At 44.4% G+C, this 14,367-nt stretch carries 14 protein-coding genes; 6 read left to right on the top strand and 8 right to left on the bottom strand.

Annotated elements, in window-relative coordinates:
• Positions 1 to 193 precede the first annotated feature (193 nt).
• The 3 genes from DBX26_RS20375 to DBX26_RS20385 all read right to left on the bottom strand — a co-directional run bounded on the left by DBX26_RS20375 (position 194) and on the right by DBX26_RS20385 (position 1,762).
• A complete protein-coding gene (locus tag DBX26_RS20375) occupies positions 194 to 553 on the bottom strand; it encodes a DUF805 domain-containing protein (RefSeq protein WP_014233559.1) in 360 nt (119 codons plus the stop codon).
• A 141-nt stretch (positions 554 to 694) separates the two neighbouring features.
• On the bottom strand, positions 695 to 1,249 hold the full coding sequence (locus DBX26_RS20380) for a sugar O-acetyltransferase (protein ID WP_118120742.1): 555 nt from the start codon (positions 1,247 to 1,249) through the stop codon (positions 695 to 697).
• A 114-nt stretch (positions 1,250 to 1,363) separates the two neighbouring features.
• On the bottom strand, positions 1,364 to 1,762 hold the full coding sequence (locus DBX26_RS20385; RefSeq protein WP_014233557.1) for an OsmC family protein: 399 nt from the start codon (positions 1,760 to 1,762) through the stop codon (positions 1,364 to 1,366).
• 180 nt (positions 1,763 to 1,942) lie between these two features.
• Here DBX26_RS20385 and msrB point away from each other — a divergent pair, with 180 nt between their 5' ends.
• Entirely contained in the window at positions 1,943 to 3,082 is a 1,140-nt protein-coding gene (msrB, locus tag DBX26_RS20390) for a peptide-methionine (R)-S-oxide reductase MsrB (protein ID WP_118120743.1), read from the top strand.
• 10 nt (positions 3,083 to 3,092) lie between these two features.
• On the top strand, positions 3,093 to 3,245 hold the full coding sequence (locus DBX26_RS20395; RefSeq protein WP_118120744.1) for a DUF2256 domain-containing protein: 153 nt from the start codon (positions 3,093 to 3,095) through the stop codon (positions 3,243 to 3,245).
• Between the two features lie 10 nt (positions 3,246 to 3,255).
• Here DBX26_RS20395 and DBX26_RS20400 read toward each other — a convergent pair whose 3' ends face one another.
• Both DBX26_RS20400 and DBX26_RS20405 read right to left on the bottom strand, forming a co-directional pair.
• On the bottom strand, positions 3,256 to 3,963 hold the full coding sequence (locus DBX26_RS20400; RefSeq protein WP_118120745.1) for an SDR family oxidoreductase: 708 nt from the start codon (positions 3,961 to 3,963) through the stop codon (positions 3,256 to 3,258).
• A complete protein-coding gene (locus tag DBX26_RS20405; RefSeq protein ID WP_118120746.1) occupies positions 3,963 to 5,507 on the bottom strand; it encodes a cryptochrome/photolyase family protein in 1,545 nt (514 codons plus the stop codon). The genes DBX26_RS20400 and DBX26_RS20405 overlap by 1 nt, the downstream gene beginning before the upstream one ends.
• Positions 5,508 to 5,688: 181 nt before the next feature.
• Between DBX26_RS20405 and DBX26_RS20410 the strand changes: the two genes are divergently transcribed.
• Positions 5,689 to 6,702, top strand: a complete 1,014-nt coding sequence (locus DBX26_RS20410) for a GGDEF domain-containing protein (protein WP_118120747.1) — start codon at positions 5,689 to 5,691, stop codon at positions 6,700 to 6,702.
• 104 nt (positions 6,703 to 6,806) lie between these two features.
• On the opposite strand, the gene DBX26_RS20415 is transcribed toward DBX26_RS20410, so the two are convergent.
• Complete coding sequence (locus tag DBX26_RS20415) at positions 6,807 to 7,385, bottom strand: malate synthase (RefSeq protein ID WP_014233551.1); 579 nt, start codon at positions 7,383 to 7,385, stop codon at positions 6,807 to 6,809.
• A gap of 174 nt (positions 7,386 to 7,559) precedes the next feature.
• Here DBX26_RS20415 and DBX26_RS20420 point away from each other — a divergent pair, with 174 nt between their 5' ends.
• Positions 7,560 to 9,116, top strand: a complete 1,557-nt coding sequence (locus tag DBX26_RS20420; protein WP_014233550.1) for a DUF3612 domain-containing protein — start codon at positions 7,560 to 7,562, stop codon at positions 9,114 to 9,116.
• A 344-nt stretch (positions 9,117 to 9,460) separates the two neighbouring features.
• On the opposite strand, the gene DBX26_RS20425 is transcribed toward DBX26_RS20420, so the two are convergent.
• Positions 9,461 to 10,843 (bottom strand): diguanylate cyclase, encoded by a 1,383-nt coding sequence (locus DBX26_RS20425; protein ID WP_162889778.1) that lies wholly within the window; start codon positions 10,841 to 10,843, stop codon positions 9,461 to 9,463.
• 135 nt (positions 10,844 to 10,978) lie between these two features.
• Between DBX26_RS20425 and DBX26_RS20430 the strand changes: the two genes are divergently transcribed.
• Both DBX26_RS20430 and DBX26_RS20435 read left to right on the top strand, forming a co-directional pair.
• The gene (locus DBX26_RS20430) at positions 10,979 to 11,575 is read left to right on the top strand and encodes an alpha-ketoglutarate-dependent dioxygenase AlkB (RefSeq protein WP_020334341.1); all 597 of its coding nucleotides are present in this window, start codon (positions 10,979 to 10,981) and stop codon (positions 11,573 to 11,575) included.
• A gap of 72 nt (positions 11,576 to 11,647) precedes the next feature.
• Complete coding sequence (locus DBX26_RS20435; RefSeq protein WP_118120749.1) at positions 11,648 to 12,742, top strand: DUF3541 domain-containing protein; 1,095 nt, start codon at positions 11,648 to 11,650, stop codon at positions 12,740 to 12,742.
• A 49-nt stretch (positions 12,743 to 12,791) separates the two neighbouring features.
• Here DBX26_RS20435 and DBX26_RS20440 read toward each other — a convergent pair whose 3' ends face one another.
• Positions 12,792 to 14,000 (bottom strand): NupC/NupG family nucleoside CNT transporter, encoded by a 1,209-nt coding sequence (locus DBX26_RS20440; RefSeq protein WP_020334653.1) that lies wholly within the window; start codon positions 13,998 to 14,000, stop codon positions 12,792 to 12,794.
• Positions 14,001 to 14,367: the final 367 nt, after the last annotated feature.

Below are 14,367 nucleotides of genomic sequence, written 5' to 3' on the forward strand. Positions count from 1 at the left end.
GCAGCGCTAAACCGAGATTAAGAACAAATCCAGTGATCGGAAAACGCCAAGATTTATTCAAAGAAAGTTATACCGAATTGCATAGTTCAGCAAAAATGACTTGGCAAAAGCTCTCTATTCCGCTGGTTATTTTCCTTGAACTCGAGCCAGTGACAACACTTTTAATTCAATACCTTAAAGTCATTTGGTTATGTTAAGCAAAGGCTTCACCTGCCTCTTTCGGATCTGAGCCGTACTCATTCCTGCCTCTGTTACCTTCAGTCGCAGCAAAAATAATCAGTACAATCAAACCAAGCAAAGGAATCAAGCCAATCAATACCCACCAGCCTGTTCGTCCTATGTCGTGTAATCGACGTACGGTAACAGCAATACTAGGAATCAACACAGCGAGCCCGTAAACAGCGCCAATCAAAGCCGTACCTAATAGGCCATCAATAATTTCTAAAACAATCGTAATCAGAAGGTTGAATAAAAAGAACATCCAATACTCTTTTCTTCTTGCTCTTCCGTTAAACACTGCATATTTCTTTAATACTGCTAAGTACCAATCCATCTCTTTTCTCCCGACTTGGTAAGTTTGCTAACACTAACTATATAGTGCATAACTCATACTTACCTCGACAAATGCAACTTTTTGCACTTAGTCGCAATTTTCAACCATATCTTACTCGGTTGATGGAAGATCGCTTTGAAACTAGTCCTTTTCGTCCAGACGACGAATCAATTTCGCTGGCGTCCCGCCATAAAGGCAATCGGGCGGAACATCACTGTTTACGACTGAGTTTGCGGCAATGACGGATCGAGCACCAATCGTCACCCCTTGATTGATGACGGAGTTACCACCAATCCATACATCGTCTTCGACAACGATCGGTTTACAAAAGGTTTCCCAACGTCGGCGACTGCGGTAATCCAATGAATGCGACGCAGTGTAGAACTGTGCACTCGGGCCAATCAGGACGTTATTTCCAATGGTAATTTTTGCACCGTCAAGCATAACCACATTCATGTTGATAAAGGTCTCTTCACCAATTTCAATGGTTTTACCAAACTCGCAGTGAAACGGAGCTTGAACAATACACAACCCTGCTTTACCAAACAGTTGCTTTTGCAACACGTCACGCTGACTTTCATCGGTATTGTTGTTAAACGCGCGCAATGCATGAGTGGCGTGCGTCCTAATGGAATCGATTGATTCATCCATACCATTAAACACTTGGCCAGACATCATTTTCTCTAATTCTGTCATTGGAAAACCCTACTACTTAAAACACCACTCACCGTACGTGATTTCAGAAATAAAAAAAGAGAAAAGACGACGCTTTTCTCCTTCCTGTTTTCTGATTTTTGGCGTTATGCGGGGTTAAACAATTTCCCAGCTATGGGTCATCTCAACGCCTTCTCCAAGCATCAAACAAACTGAGCAATATTTTTCGAGGGAATCTGCCGCAACTTGCGCAACAATTTCTGGATTCAGATCATTACCAGACACTTCAAAGTGGATATTCACTTTGGTAAAAATACGCGGTGCCGTTTCGCGACGCTCTGTGGTTAACTTCGCGTTGACCGACTCAACCTTTTGCTCTGCAGATTTTAAACCATCTACAACGTCGACAGAGCTACAACCGCCCGCCGCCATTAGTACCATTTCCATTGGGCTTGGAGCCGTCGCGCCACCATTCCCGTCCATCACGACAGAATGGCCAGACTGAGACTGACCTAGGAATTTAAAATCTTCGACCCATTTAACTTCTGCTTGCATGGTTTACCTCATATTGCATCGTTCGTTAATACCCTCGTATCAAAGAGCAGGTATGTTTCGTGCCGATACTCTATCTTTGTTAGAAAAAAGGACAACGTAATTTTCAAGATTCGTGCAATTTTTTCGCTCTGTTACCTTTCTATTTACGTAACAGTTGAGAAATTAATTATAGAGGATGCTATGAAGACGTTATCTAAGTTAATAATCGGATTCTCTTTCGGGCTGCCAGTCTTGTTCCTACTACTCAGTACGGTAAGCAGCGCGGATACGATGAGCAAAACGAACACATCAGAAAAAGTAGAGGTTGCTACACTTGCGGGCGGCTGCTTTTGGTGTACAGAGTCAGATTTAGAGCAACTAACCGGTGTGTTGGACGTGGTTTCTGGCTATTCGGGTGGTCACGTTAAAAACCCAACCTACAAACAAGTGTCTTCGGGTAAGAGCGGGCACATTGAAGTGGTCGAGGTGAAATACGATCCAAGCGTGGTGAGCTACGAGCAAGTTCTGGACTACTTTTTCAGACACATCGATCCGACCGACGATAAAGGTTCGTTTGTTGATCGCGGTCCTCAATATCGCCCAGCGATTTTTTATCACAATGCGCAGCAAAAGCAGATAGCTGAAGACTTCATGATGGAAATCGACAAAGCGATGATTTACCCAAAACCGCTGAAAACTGAGTTAATCAAATTTGAGAAGTTTTATCCTGCCGAGACATACCATCAGGACTATTACAAAAAGAGCAGTTTGAAATACAAGTACTACCGTTACGCTTCGGGACGAGATCAGTACCTGGATGAAGTGTTCGGCGATGATCGTAAAGAACGTCCGAAAACCCTTCGCCAACTTATCGAAGAAAAAAATCTATTGTCGAAGGTCAAAGCTTACAACAAACCTACCCAAGCTAAAATCAAGTCTACCCTGACGGAATTGCAATATTACGTCACACAAGAAGAAGGGACAGAAAAGCCGTTTGATAACGAGTATTGGGATAACAAAAAAGCGGGTATTTACGTGGATATTGTCACAGGTGAACCGCTATTTTCTTCAACCGACAAATACAAGTCCGGCACCGGTTGGCCAAGCTTTACTAAACCAATCAATCCCGGATACATCGTGGAAAAAACCGATTACAAGCTGTTGTATCCGAGAACAGAGGTGCGCAGTAAATTCGGAGACTCACACCTTGGTCATGTGTTTGAAGACGGGCCAAAGCCAACCGGCCTGCGTTACTGCATGAACTCTGCTGCGATGAAATTTGTTCCTGTAAATAAAATGGCGCAGCAAGGTTACGGCGATTACTTGTATCTTTTCAAATAGTGGGAAAAGTATGAAGGGGTTTAAAGCGCATTTACCTACGAAAACCTGTCCTATCTGTAAACGGCCGTTTTCCTGGCGCAAAAAATGGCAACGAAGTTGGGCAGAAGTGGTTTATTGCTCCGAGCGCTGTCGCCGTAGTAAGTCCTCACTAACGGCGTCGTAGTAAAAAGAAGTTACCAAGGTAAACTCTCCCCATCATACGCCCAAAATGCCCCGCTCTCTTGCGGGGCTGCTTTTTCTATCAACCGAATCAAATCAGACGCAACTCTCTGTGGCGTAAAAAGCTTATTTGAAGGCACATTCGCCTGAAAAGGTGCAGATAGAGGCGTATCCGTCGTACCGGGGTGAAGCGCTAAAACCACGCCATGCTTTACCGTGCGACGCCACTCAATCGACATGGTTTTAAGAAACATATTGAGCGCGGCCTTGGAAGCTCGGTAGCTGTACCAGCCGCCAAGTTGATTGTCACTGATGCTGCCAACCTTTGCCGATATTGAAGCAAATTTTGGCGAGTGGCTGCGTTTCAAGGCAGGTGTGAAATATTTCGCCAACAGCAGAGTTGGTAAGGCATTAACCGTGACCGATTGAAGAAAAAACTCGGCGTCCAGAGAACTCAAATTCTTTTCTGGCCCTTTGTCCTTGGTATGCAGCATGCCAATGCAGTTAATCACCCAATCGACCTCGCAGACAGACTCACTCAAGCTTCTTATTTGAGATTCATCGCTGACATCTACTTGATGCCAAATCACTCCACTTTGATGAACGTCTGGCTTTTGTCGACGATAGGTAGCATGAACCTCCGCAGCCGGAAATCGTCTTCCTATTTCTTGCACTATCGCCAACCCGATTCCACCATTTCCACCAGCAACCAGAATTTTCATTACAAGTTCTCCAAGTCTGAGATGTATTGCTCAGCAGTATCCAGAATGGCTTGACGTTGCGACTCTTCCATATTGTCCCACGAACGGAAAATCATCCCGATTCGCGGATTGCTGGCTAAGCGCTTCTCGTGTTTGTGCATAAAGCGCCAGTACAAGCTGTTAAATGGGCATGAGCCTTCTCCGCTGCGAGCTTTGTTGTTGTAATGGCAGTTTTTGCAATAGTCACTCATTTTATTAATGTAGGAGCAACTGGCGGCGTAGGGCTTAGTGCCAACAATGCCACCATCGGCGAACAAGGCCATCCCTCGGGTGTTGGGCATTTCCACCCATTCAATCGCATCGACGTATATACCAAGGTACCATTCATCCACTTGGTCTGGATCTATCTCTGTCAGCAAACAAAAATTACCCGTGATCATCAAACGCTGGATGTGGTGTGCGTAGGCGTAATCAAGTGACTGTCCAATCGCATTACGCATACAAGCCATTTTCGTTTCACCACTCCAAAAGTAGCCGGGCAGTTGGCGTGACGCCCCAAGCTCATTTTTCTGCGGATACTGTGGCATATTCGCCCAATAAATGGCTCTTATGTACTCTCGCCAGCCTAAAACTTGACGAATAAAGCCCTCGACCTGAGAAATATCGATATTGGGGTTCGCCTCAAAGGCACGAAGCGCAGCATCAATCACTTCCTTCGGATGCAGTAATTTACTGTTCACCGAGAAAGATAGTCGGCTGTGGTAAAGGCTCCACTTCGCATCATGCTCGCCCGTCATGGCGTCCTGAAACCGTCCAAACAAAGGGAGGCAGACCTGACAGAAGTGCGCCAGAAGAGATAAGCTCTGAGTACGGTTAACTGGCCACAGCAGAGTTGCGTCGAGTTTGCCTATCGTCTGGATATCGTGTCGTTTTAAGCGCGCAATAATCTCATGCACGTTTAAGCTAAACATCAGCGGATTAGGCAGTTGTTCGATGTCTTTTACTTTGAGTTTATTGCGATTGTTCGCGTCGTAATTCCACTTTCCACCCAAAGGTTTGCCGTCTTGCATCAAAATATTGAAACGCTTACGCATGCGGCGATAAAAATGCTCCATCGTGACGTGCTTCCCTTTCGGAAACTGCGGCTCTATTTCCTCAAATGGCAGTAAAAAGTGCTCAGTATCGACACAACGCGTAACCACGCCTTCTAGTTTTACATTCGCTAACTGTTCCAATAGCCGGTATTCATCCGGTCTTTGATACTCAAACTTAACCGCTCCCACTTCTTTAACGTAGTGCTTTAACAATTGCTCTAGGTTCTCAAAAGGCTGGGTGTCATCTAAAGTCAAATACAATACATGATGGCCTTCACTCTGTTTTTCTTTCGCAAACTGCGCCATGGCAGAAAAAAATGCACATACTTTTTGTATATGATGCGTCACATAAGTATTTTCCTGCTTCAGTTCAGCTATCAGAAAAAGTACGTTGTCATCCACTTGCTGAAACCATGAATGCTCACTATCGAGCTGATCACCCAGTATCAGTCTAACTGTCTCATATCGCATCTATCATTCCTTATGCGAATAATTATTGCTTCTAGTCATTGGTTTGGGTTTTCTGCCTTTTAAATTATCAATAATTACCCTAATCACTCATTTTTGTATAAAGCATTCAAATATTTAAAGCGATACTTTCCATTTTCCGCTACTCTAAGACTAATTCCATTTTGTTACTTTCATCTCAGAAATGACTGACGAGTTTAAGAAATCAACCGCTAACTTAAAAAAAGCGGTGCCACTAATGATCAAAAACTACGTAGCAGCAACTCCAGCTAACTACGCGCTTTGGTATACCTACGTGGATAACGCCATTCCAGATCTCAATCTAGAGATGGATACGGTGTTAAAAAGCTACGATGTTTGTCCGCCAGCTGCCACGAAGAATCTCTATAAGCGTTATGTGGCAAATAAAGCGGAAACCAGTCTTGACGATCTAAGAAACAATATAGAAGTGTTGTTGAACGAAATATCAAGTTCAATGGATGATACGATTTCAGATACCTCCACATTTTCAGACATGGTAGACAAGAGCGTCAACAAGCTAGAAAAAGTTCAAGATAACAATGTGAGCATTGAGGAAGTCATGAACGCCGTCCATCAGTTCGTAGAGGATGCGCATGAGATTCGTCATTCAACTAAGTTTTTAAATAGTCAGCTCACCAACGCCAGTGAAGAGATTTCTCGCCTCAAAACCCAACTGGCAGAAGTACAAAAAGACGCCCTATTTGATGGGCTATCCAACCTCTACAACCGTCGCGCTTTTGATTCAGATCTCGTCGCGTTAGTCGATGCAAATCAGTCGATGAGTCTGATAATGCTTGATATCGACCATTTCAAAGAATTTAACGATTGTTATGGCCACCTTTTCGGTGACAGCGTTCTTAAATCGATTGCTCGACGACTGCAACAGAGCTGTCGTGATGGAAGTTGTGCTTATCGTTTTGGCGGTGAAGAGTTTGCGTTAATTGTACCGAACAAATCGCTGCGTATTGCACGTCAATATGCTGATACGCTGCGCCGTATGATTGAAAAACTACGAGTAAAAGATAAACGCACGGGCACTCAGGTTCACAGCATAACAGCGTCGTTTGGTGTGGCAGAATTTGAACCTGGAGAGACAGCGGAATCTCTGGTTTCCAAAGCAGATAAACAACTTTATGATGCCAAGATGTTAGGTCGAAATCGAGTCATGCCTATCTAGCATCAAAGCGTGCAAAGGTGTGCGACGGCTTTACCTTGCTCGCTTTAAAAACAACAAACCCTGCATATTGTGCAGGGTTTTGTTTATCTGGCTTATTCAGAAGATTAGTCTACGTTGTAGCAGTAGCTCAGAACGTAATCTTCACCATTTTTAGCCGTGTATTCTTTGTCTTCACTGCAAGCCATCGGCTTACCTTTCTTGTCACCTTTTACCAGGCTAATCCAGTGACGCATTGCCGTTGGCGCATTACCAGTCAGTTCAGGGTTAAACGTGATGCGGGTTTCTAACTGAATGTCATCAATGTCCATCAGTTCAACACATCCCGTGCCTTTGTGACAACCGAACATTACTTCAACATGGTTACCTGACTCATCTTTAAGCAAAATCGATTTAGGATCTTCTTTCTCACCAGTGTACGCCACAAAATGTTTCGGACTTGCCAGACCGCTGTGAGAACCGTCTTTGAAGTAAGCTAATACATGACGGTAATCAATTACGTAGCTTGATACGTCTTGGTGTGACCCGTTCTCCAAAGGGAACATACGGTCTAGTAGTTGCTTAGCTTTTACTTGTTTTTCGCTCTGTTGCTCAGCACTTACCGCTTCGACGGCAAATACAGCTTCAGCGATAAATGGGCGTTGTTGTTGTTGCATTTCTTTATTATCGAAGTTCAGCATATTCATCGTCATATCCTCGCACTAAAAACTCGTCCTAGAGTACTTACTTAATTCTGTTGTTTAAGTTTCAGACAATTCTGTGAAGTTGATGGTTAATTTCCTTGTCTGCTTAGTATGTAGACTAGCGAATAATTTACTACAATTTCACAACAAAAATTTTACAGTGTGAATTTTACAAAAATGTCTGTGTCAAAAAGCTTAATTCGTCAGTCTCATTTTCTCGGTACGAAAATACGTAACCTGAGAAAAAACAACCATTTAACAATGGAAGATTTGTCTGCTCGCTGTGTAAGGATCAATCCAGAGTACGCGCCTTCGGTTTCTTATCTTTCTATGATTGAACGTGGAAAACGTGTCCCGAGCATCGATATGCTGGAAGTGATCGCGGAAGTTTTCCAAAAAGATCCCGCTTGGTTTTTAGATGATGAACCGGAACTCGAAGCCATTACCCCGAATAAAGGTAACCGTGGTGGTATTAGTGGCATGGCGCTGGAGCCAAGTTTCCTGTTTTCTAATGATATTCTTCAGATTGCGATTCCTGAAATGCTCTCCCAAACAGGAATTACAGGACGCCAGTTTGCTCACTTACTGATTCGAGCTCACCAAGAGAATCATCAGAACCACTTTCCTGATCTAGAGCGAGCGGCTGAAGAAGTCGGTCTTAAACGCTTGAACCTTTCGGTCGAAGACTTGATCGATATTGCCAAGAGCATGGGGCTCGACATCCGATGGGTAGACCGAGCACCTCAAGATGTGATCGATGAGCTTGGCGTGAGTGCTAAACAGTTGATCACCTCGTTTATGGAAGCGCCAGGAACGATTTACCTCAACAAGCGAATGCGCGATTACCCGACCAGACTGAAATATGATCTGGCGGTCTACATTGGTCACCGAGTTCTACACAGCAGTGATGCGATGAACAACGTACTCACCATTGGGCATCAGAACAACTGGGAGCAAATGGACAGCCCAATGTCCAACTCGGAGCTGAATTCACAAGATATTCTGCAGGCTTGGCGTGATTTTGAATCGAGCTTCTTTGCGGGTGCGCTGCTGTGCCCTAAAGTACCGTTTCGTCAATTGCTCGACCGCTCTGGATACGAAATCGACGTACACAAAAAAGCCGGGGTTTCTCCTTCTGTGGCCATGCGCCGAATGACGGTGGTTTCACCTTACCCGCATTGGCATTATTTTGATGCCTACGGCCCAGGAAAGCTCAAAGCGGTATATCGAGGGAATGGTATTCCTTTACCGTGGGGCAACATGCGCAAAGTAAACGATCCTTGCCAACATTGGGCGGTGTTCCGCCGTTTAGCGCAGCCACTGGATACCAGCTCGGCTCAAATCTCGATTCTTAATGTCGGTGATGAACCACGCATTTACTGCTGTGAGTCAGTCAATGTATTTGATCCGGCAGGGAACAACCGCGTGTTGTGTGCTGGTATCGATTTAAATCCAGCGATCACTGCGCAAGGTGGTGATGCCGTTTCTATCGCAGAAGAGTTGAAGTCCCTGTGTGTGGCGTCAGGTGGCAGTAGTGTTATTCCGACACACATCAAAAAGGATTTAACGACCATAGCCAAAATTTTAAATATTAACTGGATAGAGCGTGGAATACAGACTCAGGCAAGACTGATCTGCTCGAGAGGTGCGGTTTGTCCAAGACAGCCAAGTTGTTACAGCAAGTGTGGTGAAGCAGATCAAACAGGAGATGAGGTGAACATTCTCAACCTCTAGAAAGAAAAAACGCCAATCACAATAATCGTGATTGGCGGTATATACTTGTGAACAAATTGCATTCACTAACAACGTCAGTTGGCTAGGTGACCCTCGGCTTAATAAGGGTCACTCATATATAAGCACGATGCGTGCCAACTTTTAAATCCCGTATTTTAAACGATCCAGATGCATATCGTTGTTTTATTAACCAGGATTTTTGCAAATTGCAATTGCAAAACGCAACGTAATGCAAATATGCTACCAACCGCATTGCTACTAATTACTTTCTCAAAAAGAACACCGCCCAACCAAGCAGCGAAATCACAGTGATCGCCAGGTCTTAAAACGAGAGCGGCTTCCGATTAGCCTAATTTAGCTTTAGCCGCTTGATGCTTACCATGCTTGTGTTGATACATTCTTTCGTCGGCAATTTTCAACATTTGTTCTGGCGAGGTCATTCCAGGTTCAAACATCGCGTAACCCATACTCACATGCAGTTTAATGAATTCCTGCCCGTAAATGACCGGAGCCGTGCAAATCGCTGATTCGATTTTCTGTAGTAAAGCCAACAAGCTCTGTTCTGATTTTGGGTTATAAACAACAACTAAAAATTCATCTCCCCCCATACGAGCAACCATATCAGAACGACGTAAACTGCCTTTAATGCGTTCCGCTGTCTCTCGTAAAACGGTATCGCCAGCATCATGACCATGCGTATCATTGATGTGCTTGAAGTGGTCGAGGTCGATGTTCACCAAAGCAAAGTGGTATCGTTTTTTATAGCGCTGAGCGAGCTCAAACTGCTGCTTATAGGACTGCATGAAATAACGACGATTTGGCAATTTTGTCAGCTCATCATGTAAGGCACGAGTGTCGGCGATGATATACAGACGATAAATAACAATAAACGTAACGCTCAAAGCCAACAAAGCCGAATAGCCAAGAATTCTAACCACATGGAATTCGTACCACGGCAGTTGCTGTTCCAATGTATCACTTGAGAATACGGATAAACTCCAGCTTCCAAAAGGGAAGTAAACCGTCTCTGTCGCGTACCTTGTCTTTGATAAATTCGGCACCCCAAAAAAGATATCGCCAGATACACCACTACTGTCATAGCCTCTTATCGTCAAAGGATAACGATGAGAAAACTCGAGAATGCCTGTTTCTTTAAGCAAACTATCAAAATCGATAACCGCGCTGATAACGCCCCAATAATCACTATTTGTTGGCGGATCTCGAAATACAGGAACTCGAACAATCAACCCTCGCCCACCCTGCACCAGCGTAACGGGCCCCGCGATGAATATCTCTTGAATCTCTCTGGCTTTTTTCACTTGCGCCCATTGCTCCGGAACTGTTCTATAATCCAGCCCGAGCGCACTCTCATTACCTTTGAGTGGAAACATATGATTGATAACGTCATTTTTTGCGATACCGATGGCATCAATATTCTTACTTTTATTCAGAATACGTTCTGCGGCGATACCTAACTCGCGCGCACCACTTTCAGGTAGCAATGTCACTAACGTACCTAAAGTGCTGGCTTGGTAAATGTCGGCCATAAGGCCTGCCTCCAGGTTGGATCGGAGGATAGAAAGTTGATCTTTGGCTTCAGCGAGTAATTGCTCTCGGTTATGTTCTTTTTGGTTTTGATGTAATAGTTCAACAACTCCGACAAACAAAACGAAAAAAATCAGGAAGAATAAGGCAAAGTAATACTGTTTCTTGGGAAAGTGGCGCATTGGCTCCCCACTATCTCGCATACCGCTGCGAGACGCTTTCATTTATTGTTAAAATTCTTATTTAATCAAATAATACTCATTAGCTATCATAAAGGTAACAATAATCTAAAAAATTTATACGTAGAGCGGTAAAAAATGCAACAAGATGACTTATTTAGCAGCTCATTCTGGCAAGAAGTGCAGCAAGGTAAACTCTATTATCATCCAAATTTTCTTGAAGCAGCCGAGGCCGACAACTTTTTTGCTATCCTCAGGAAAACATTACCATGGCAGCAAGAACGAATTAACATCTTTGGCAAGTCAGTCCTGCAACCTCGGCTGCAAGCTTGGCATGGCGACGCCGCTTACACCTATTCAGGGCTGACAATGACCCCTTATCCGTGGACACCCGAACTGCTTACTCTCAAAGCGCGTTGTGAAGCCATCGCTGAAGTAACTTTCAACTCGGTATTGGCCAATTTATACCGCGATGGTCAGGATTCTATGGGTTGGCATCAAGATAACGAGCCCGAGCTAGGCCGAAATCCGGTGATCGCTTCGCTAAATTTAGGTGACAGTCGACGATTTTTGCTAAGGAATTTACATTGTAAAACCCAGATTGAATACGATCTTTCTCATGGTGCTTTATTGATCATGACCGGAGAGCTTCAACACCACTGGCGCCACTGCGTTCCCAAAACCTCAAAGCCCAAAGGTGAGCGCATCAACCTGACTTTTCGACATATTTTGTAGTATTGACCAACCTTTTACACTTCATGTAAGTATTGGTGATAACTTTAGAAAAGATTTTCATGGAATGAAATTATGCGTATCAAGCCTATTAGTTTAGCGTTTTTACTATCATGCTCTCTCATCTTTCAAACTCAAGCCAACGAGGTTGAATCTCCTCCCTTAAGCTACGCTCAATCAGCGCAAGTAATTCGGGATACTTATGAACGGGAACTTTTCACTCTTCCTCCGTTTAAAGAGGGGCATTTTGGTCTGCGTATGTACAGACAGACGCAGGACCCAAAATACCTACCCGCTGTTTGGACAGATATGGCGCAAGTCGCGAGCCGGTTAAATAAACTGTCCTCCGAAGTCGTCCAGCCCGAAGAGATCATTTTGTATGCGTCACAACGATTGACAAGCTATCAAAATAAAGACGATGAGCGAGGCCAGCTGCGGTATACGGTGACAAAGCACCACCCAGAGTATTTATACCTTGGCATTGATTTGCTCGGCGCAATGGCAAGAGCAGACGAATACGGTTTGAAACACAAAAACGATACCACTCTCAGAGAAGTGTTGCGCAGGTATGATTTTACTCGATACGCCACTGACCAAGAGATGATCGAAGCTTGGGCGGCGCAGTTAGCCAATCAAGTGTATTGGCTAAAACAGCTCGGAGAGCAAGATGTGGTTGAAGCGTTTACACAAGCGTTTCAAGCAACCTATCCCGACGACAAGGATAAGAAGCTATCGACTCAACAGTATGGGAACAAAATATACGGCATGACGCACATTATTTTTGCCGATTCTCAGTACTACCAAAAACAGGTAAGTGAACAACAGCATCAGTGGATTTTCGACTACTTGCGCAAAAACATCGATACCATACTGCTTCGATGCAAAGAAGATGTCATTGCGGAAGTTGGCATTTCTTTCCTTCTAGCAGGGCTAACGCATGACCCTGTGGTAGAAAAGACACGAAATGCGATACGAGCAGCTCTGGATAAAGAGCAAGGCTTGATCCCGTCAGTCGAAGGGAGTTTTGATCTTAAATTTGGTGAACATCGAAACGTGTTAGCTATCATGCTGCTGGACTGGAAAGGCGTCAACCAAGGGCCGAGTTACCAATCATTTCCCAAATCGTTTCAATCGATACCCTATGGTTTGGTACCGAAAGAGCAAAAATAACAAAACCCGCCATAACGGCGGGTTTTCGTATTAAATGAAGCGAGTGTTTTTACAGAGAGATAAAGATGCCCGCTAAACACGCGCTCATCAGGTTAGCTAACGTACCCGCCGCAACCGCTCTTAGTCCCATATTCGCAACATCTTTACGACGTTCAGGAGCCATAACTCCGATGGAACCTAACTGAATCGCTATCGAGCCAATATTTGCAAAGCCACACAAAGCGAAGGTAATGATAACTTGAGTATGCTCAGACAACGCCGCTTTGTGCTGTACAAAATCAATAAATGCAACGAACTCGTTCATCACAACTTTTTGGCCAATATACGAACCAGCCGCAAGAATTTCATGAGTTGGGACGCCAATTAACCAAGCCAAAGGCGAGAACATATAGCCAAAAATAGCTTGCAACGTCACGCCCGAGAAGCCAAACGCGCTACCTAAGTTTTCAAGGCCGGTATTCACCATAGCAATGACACTGACGAATGCAATCAGCATGGTGCCTACTGCAACCGCAACTTTCATACCGCCCATTGCGCCACTTGCTAGCGCATCAATGACATTGCTTTCGTCCGCTTTATCCAATTCGATATTGCTGTAATCGCTCGGCTGTTCGCGCTCAGGTACGATGATTTTAGCCATCATCAAGCTGCCTGGTGCAGCCATGAAGCTCGCTGCGATCAGATACTTCAGCTCGACCCCTAATCCTGCGTAACCACCTAAGACGCTGCCCGCGACAGATGCCATGCCACCGGCCATAACCGCAAACAGCTCAGATCGTGTCATTCTGGATAAGAATGGACGAATCAAAAGCGGTGATTCACCTTGAGACAAAAAGATATTACCCGTTGCAACCAAAGACTCAGCTTTGCTAGTACCAAGAAACTTTTGGATAGCACCGCCAATAAACTGAATAACTTTTTGCATAATGCCCAAATAGTAAAGGGCGGAGATAAGCGCACTGAAGAAGATGATGATAGGCAGGACACGGATAGCGAAGATAAAGCCAGTAGAAGCTAAGTCACCAAACAGGAACTTAATGCCCTCGTCTGCAAAGCTCAACAGACCGGCAACACCGCTACTCAAACTCGCAAGTGCCGCCTGCCCCATCGGGAAGTAAAGCACTAACGCCGCAAAAGCCATTTGTAACAGTAATGCACGGCGTACCGTTTTCCAGTTAATAGATGAACGACTCTCGGAAAGAAGAACAGCACAACCAATGAGTGCAGCGATACCAAATAAACTAAATAGGATACTCATGACTCGGCCTACACTACGTGAACGAAAAGAGAAGCACCAAAGAGCTTGGTGAAAGAATGACTCAACGTATTAAGTGATGGCACACTCAGCGAATGTGAATATAGACAGAGCGAATAGTTCGACATCTTATTTTTACCTTATACAAGCAATTAAAGGGAGCTGGTCCGGTCCGTGGGGTCATTCACTGCTGGCGAGTTGTTTACTCTGCCTGCTCCATGTGACGGCTTGTATGGGTAAGGGCCTTGAACAACGAAACCCTAAATCCCGTTTAAACGGGACGACAGTATAGTCAATAAAAAGAGATATTCATCACATTTATAAAAGCAAACGTTCAAGCGTTCATATTTCATGCAATCCAGACATTTTT

This window comes from Vibrio sp. dhg (assembly GCF_003443775.1).
Taxonomy (GTDB): domain Bacteria; phylum Pseudomonadota; class Gammaproteobacteria; order Enterobacterales; family Vibrionaceae; genus Vibrio; species Vibrio natriegens.

Bases quoted from the DNA above. Each gene is read 5' to 3' on its own strand.
- DBX26_RS20375 (WP_014233559.1), bottom strand. From the start codon at position 553: ATGGATTGGTACTTAGCAGTATTAAAGAAATATGCAGTGTTTAACGGA.
- DBX26_RS20380 (WP_118120742.1), bottom strand. From the start codon at position 1,249: ATGACAGAATTAGAGAAAATGATGTCTGGCCAAGTGTTTAATGGTATG.
- DBX26_RS20385 (WP_014233557.1), bottom strand. From the start codon at position 1,762: ATGCAAGCAGAAGTTAAATGGGTCGAAGATTTTAAATTCCTAGGTCAG.
- msrB (WP_118120743.1), top strand. From the start codon at position 1,943: ATGAAGACGTTATCTAAGTTAATAATCGGATTCTCTTTCGGGCTGCCA.
- DBX26_RS20395 (WP_118120744.1), top strand. From the start codon at position 3,093: ATGAAGGGGTTTAAAGCGCATTTACCTACGAAAACCTGTCCTATCTGT.
- DBX26_RS20400 (WP_118120745.1), bottom strand. From the start codon at position 3,963: ATGAAAATTCTGGTTGCTGGTGGAAATGGTGGAATCGGGTTGGCGATA.
- DBX26_RS20405 (WP_118120746.1), bottom strand. From the start codon at position 5,507: ATGCGATATGAGACAGTTAGACTGATACTGGGTGATCAGCTCGATAGT.
- DBX26_RS20410 (WP_118120747.1), top strand. From the start codon at position 5,689: ATGACTGACGAGTTTAAGAAATCAACCGCTAACTTAAAAAAAGCGGTG.
- DBX26_RS20415 (WP_014233551.1), bottom strand. From the start codon at position 7,385: ATGAATATGCTGAACTTCGATAATAAAGAAATGCAACAACAACAACGC.
- DBX26_RS20420 (WP_014233550.1), top strand. From the start codon at position 7,560: ATGTCTGTGTCAAAAAGCTTAATTCGTCAGTCTCATTTTCTCGGTACG.
- DBX26_RS20425 (WP_162889778.1), bottom strand. From the start codon at position 10,843: ATGCGCCACTTTCCCAAGAAACAGTATTACTTTGCCTTATTCTTCCTG.
- DBX26_RS20430 (WP_020334341.1), top strand. From the start codon at position 10,979: ATGCAACAAGATGACTTATTTAGCAGCTCATTCTGGCAAGAAGTGCAG.
- DBX26_RS20435 (WP_118120749.1), top strand. From the start codon at position 11,648: ATGCGTATCAAGCCTATTAGTTTAGCGTTTTTACTATCATGCTCTCTC.
- DBX26_RS20440 (WP_020334653.1), bottom strand. From the start codon at position 14,000: ATGAGTATCCTATTTAGTTTATTTGGTATCGCTGCACTCATTGGTTGT.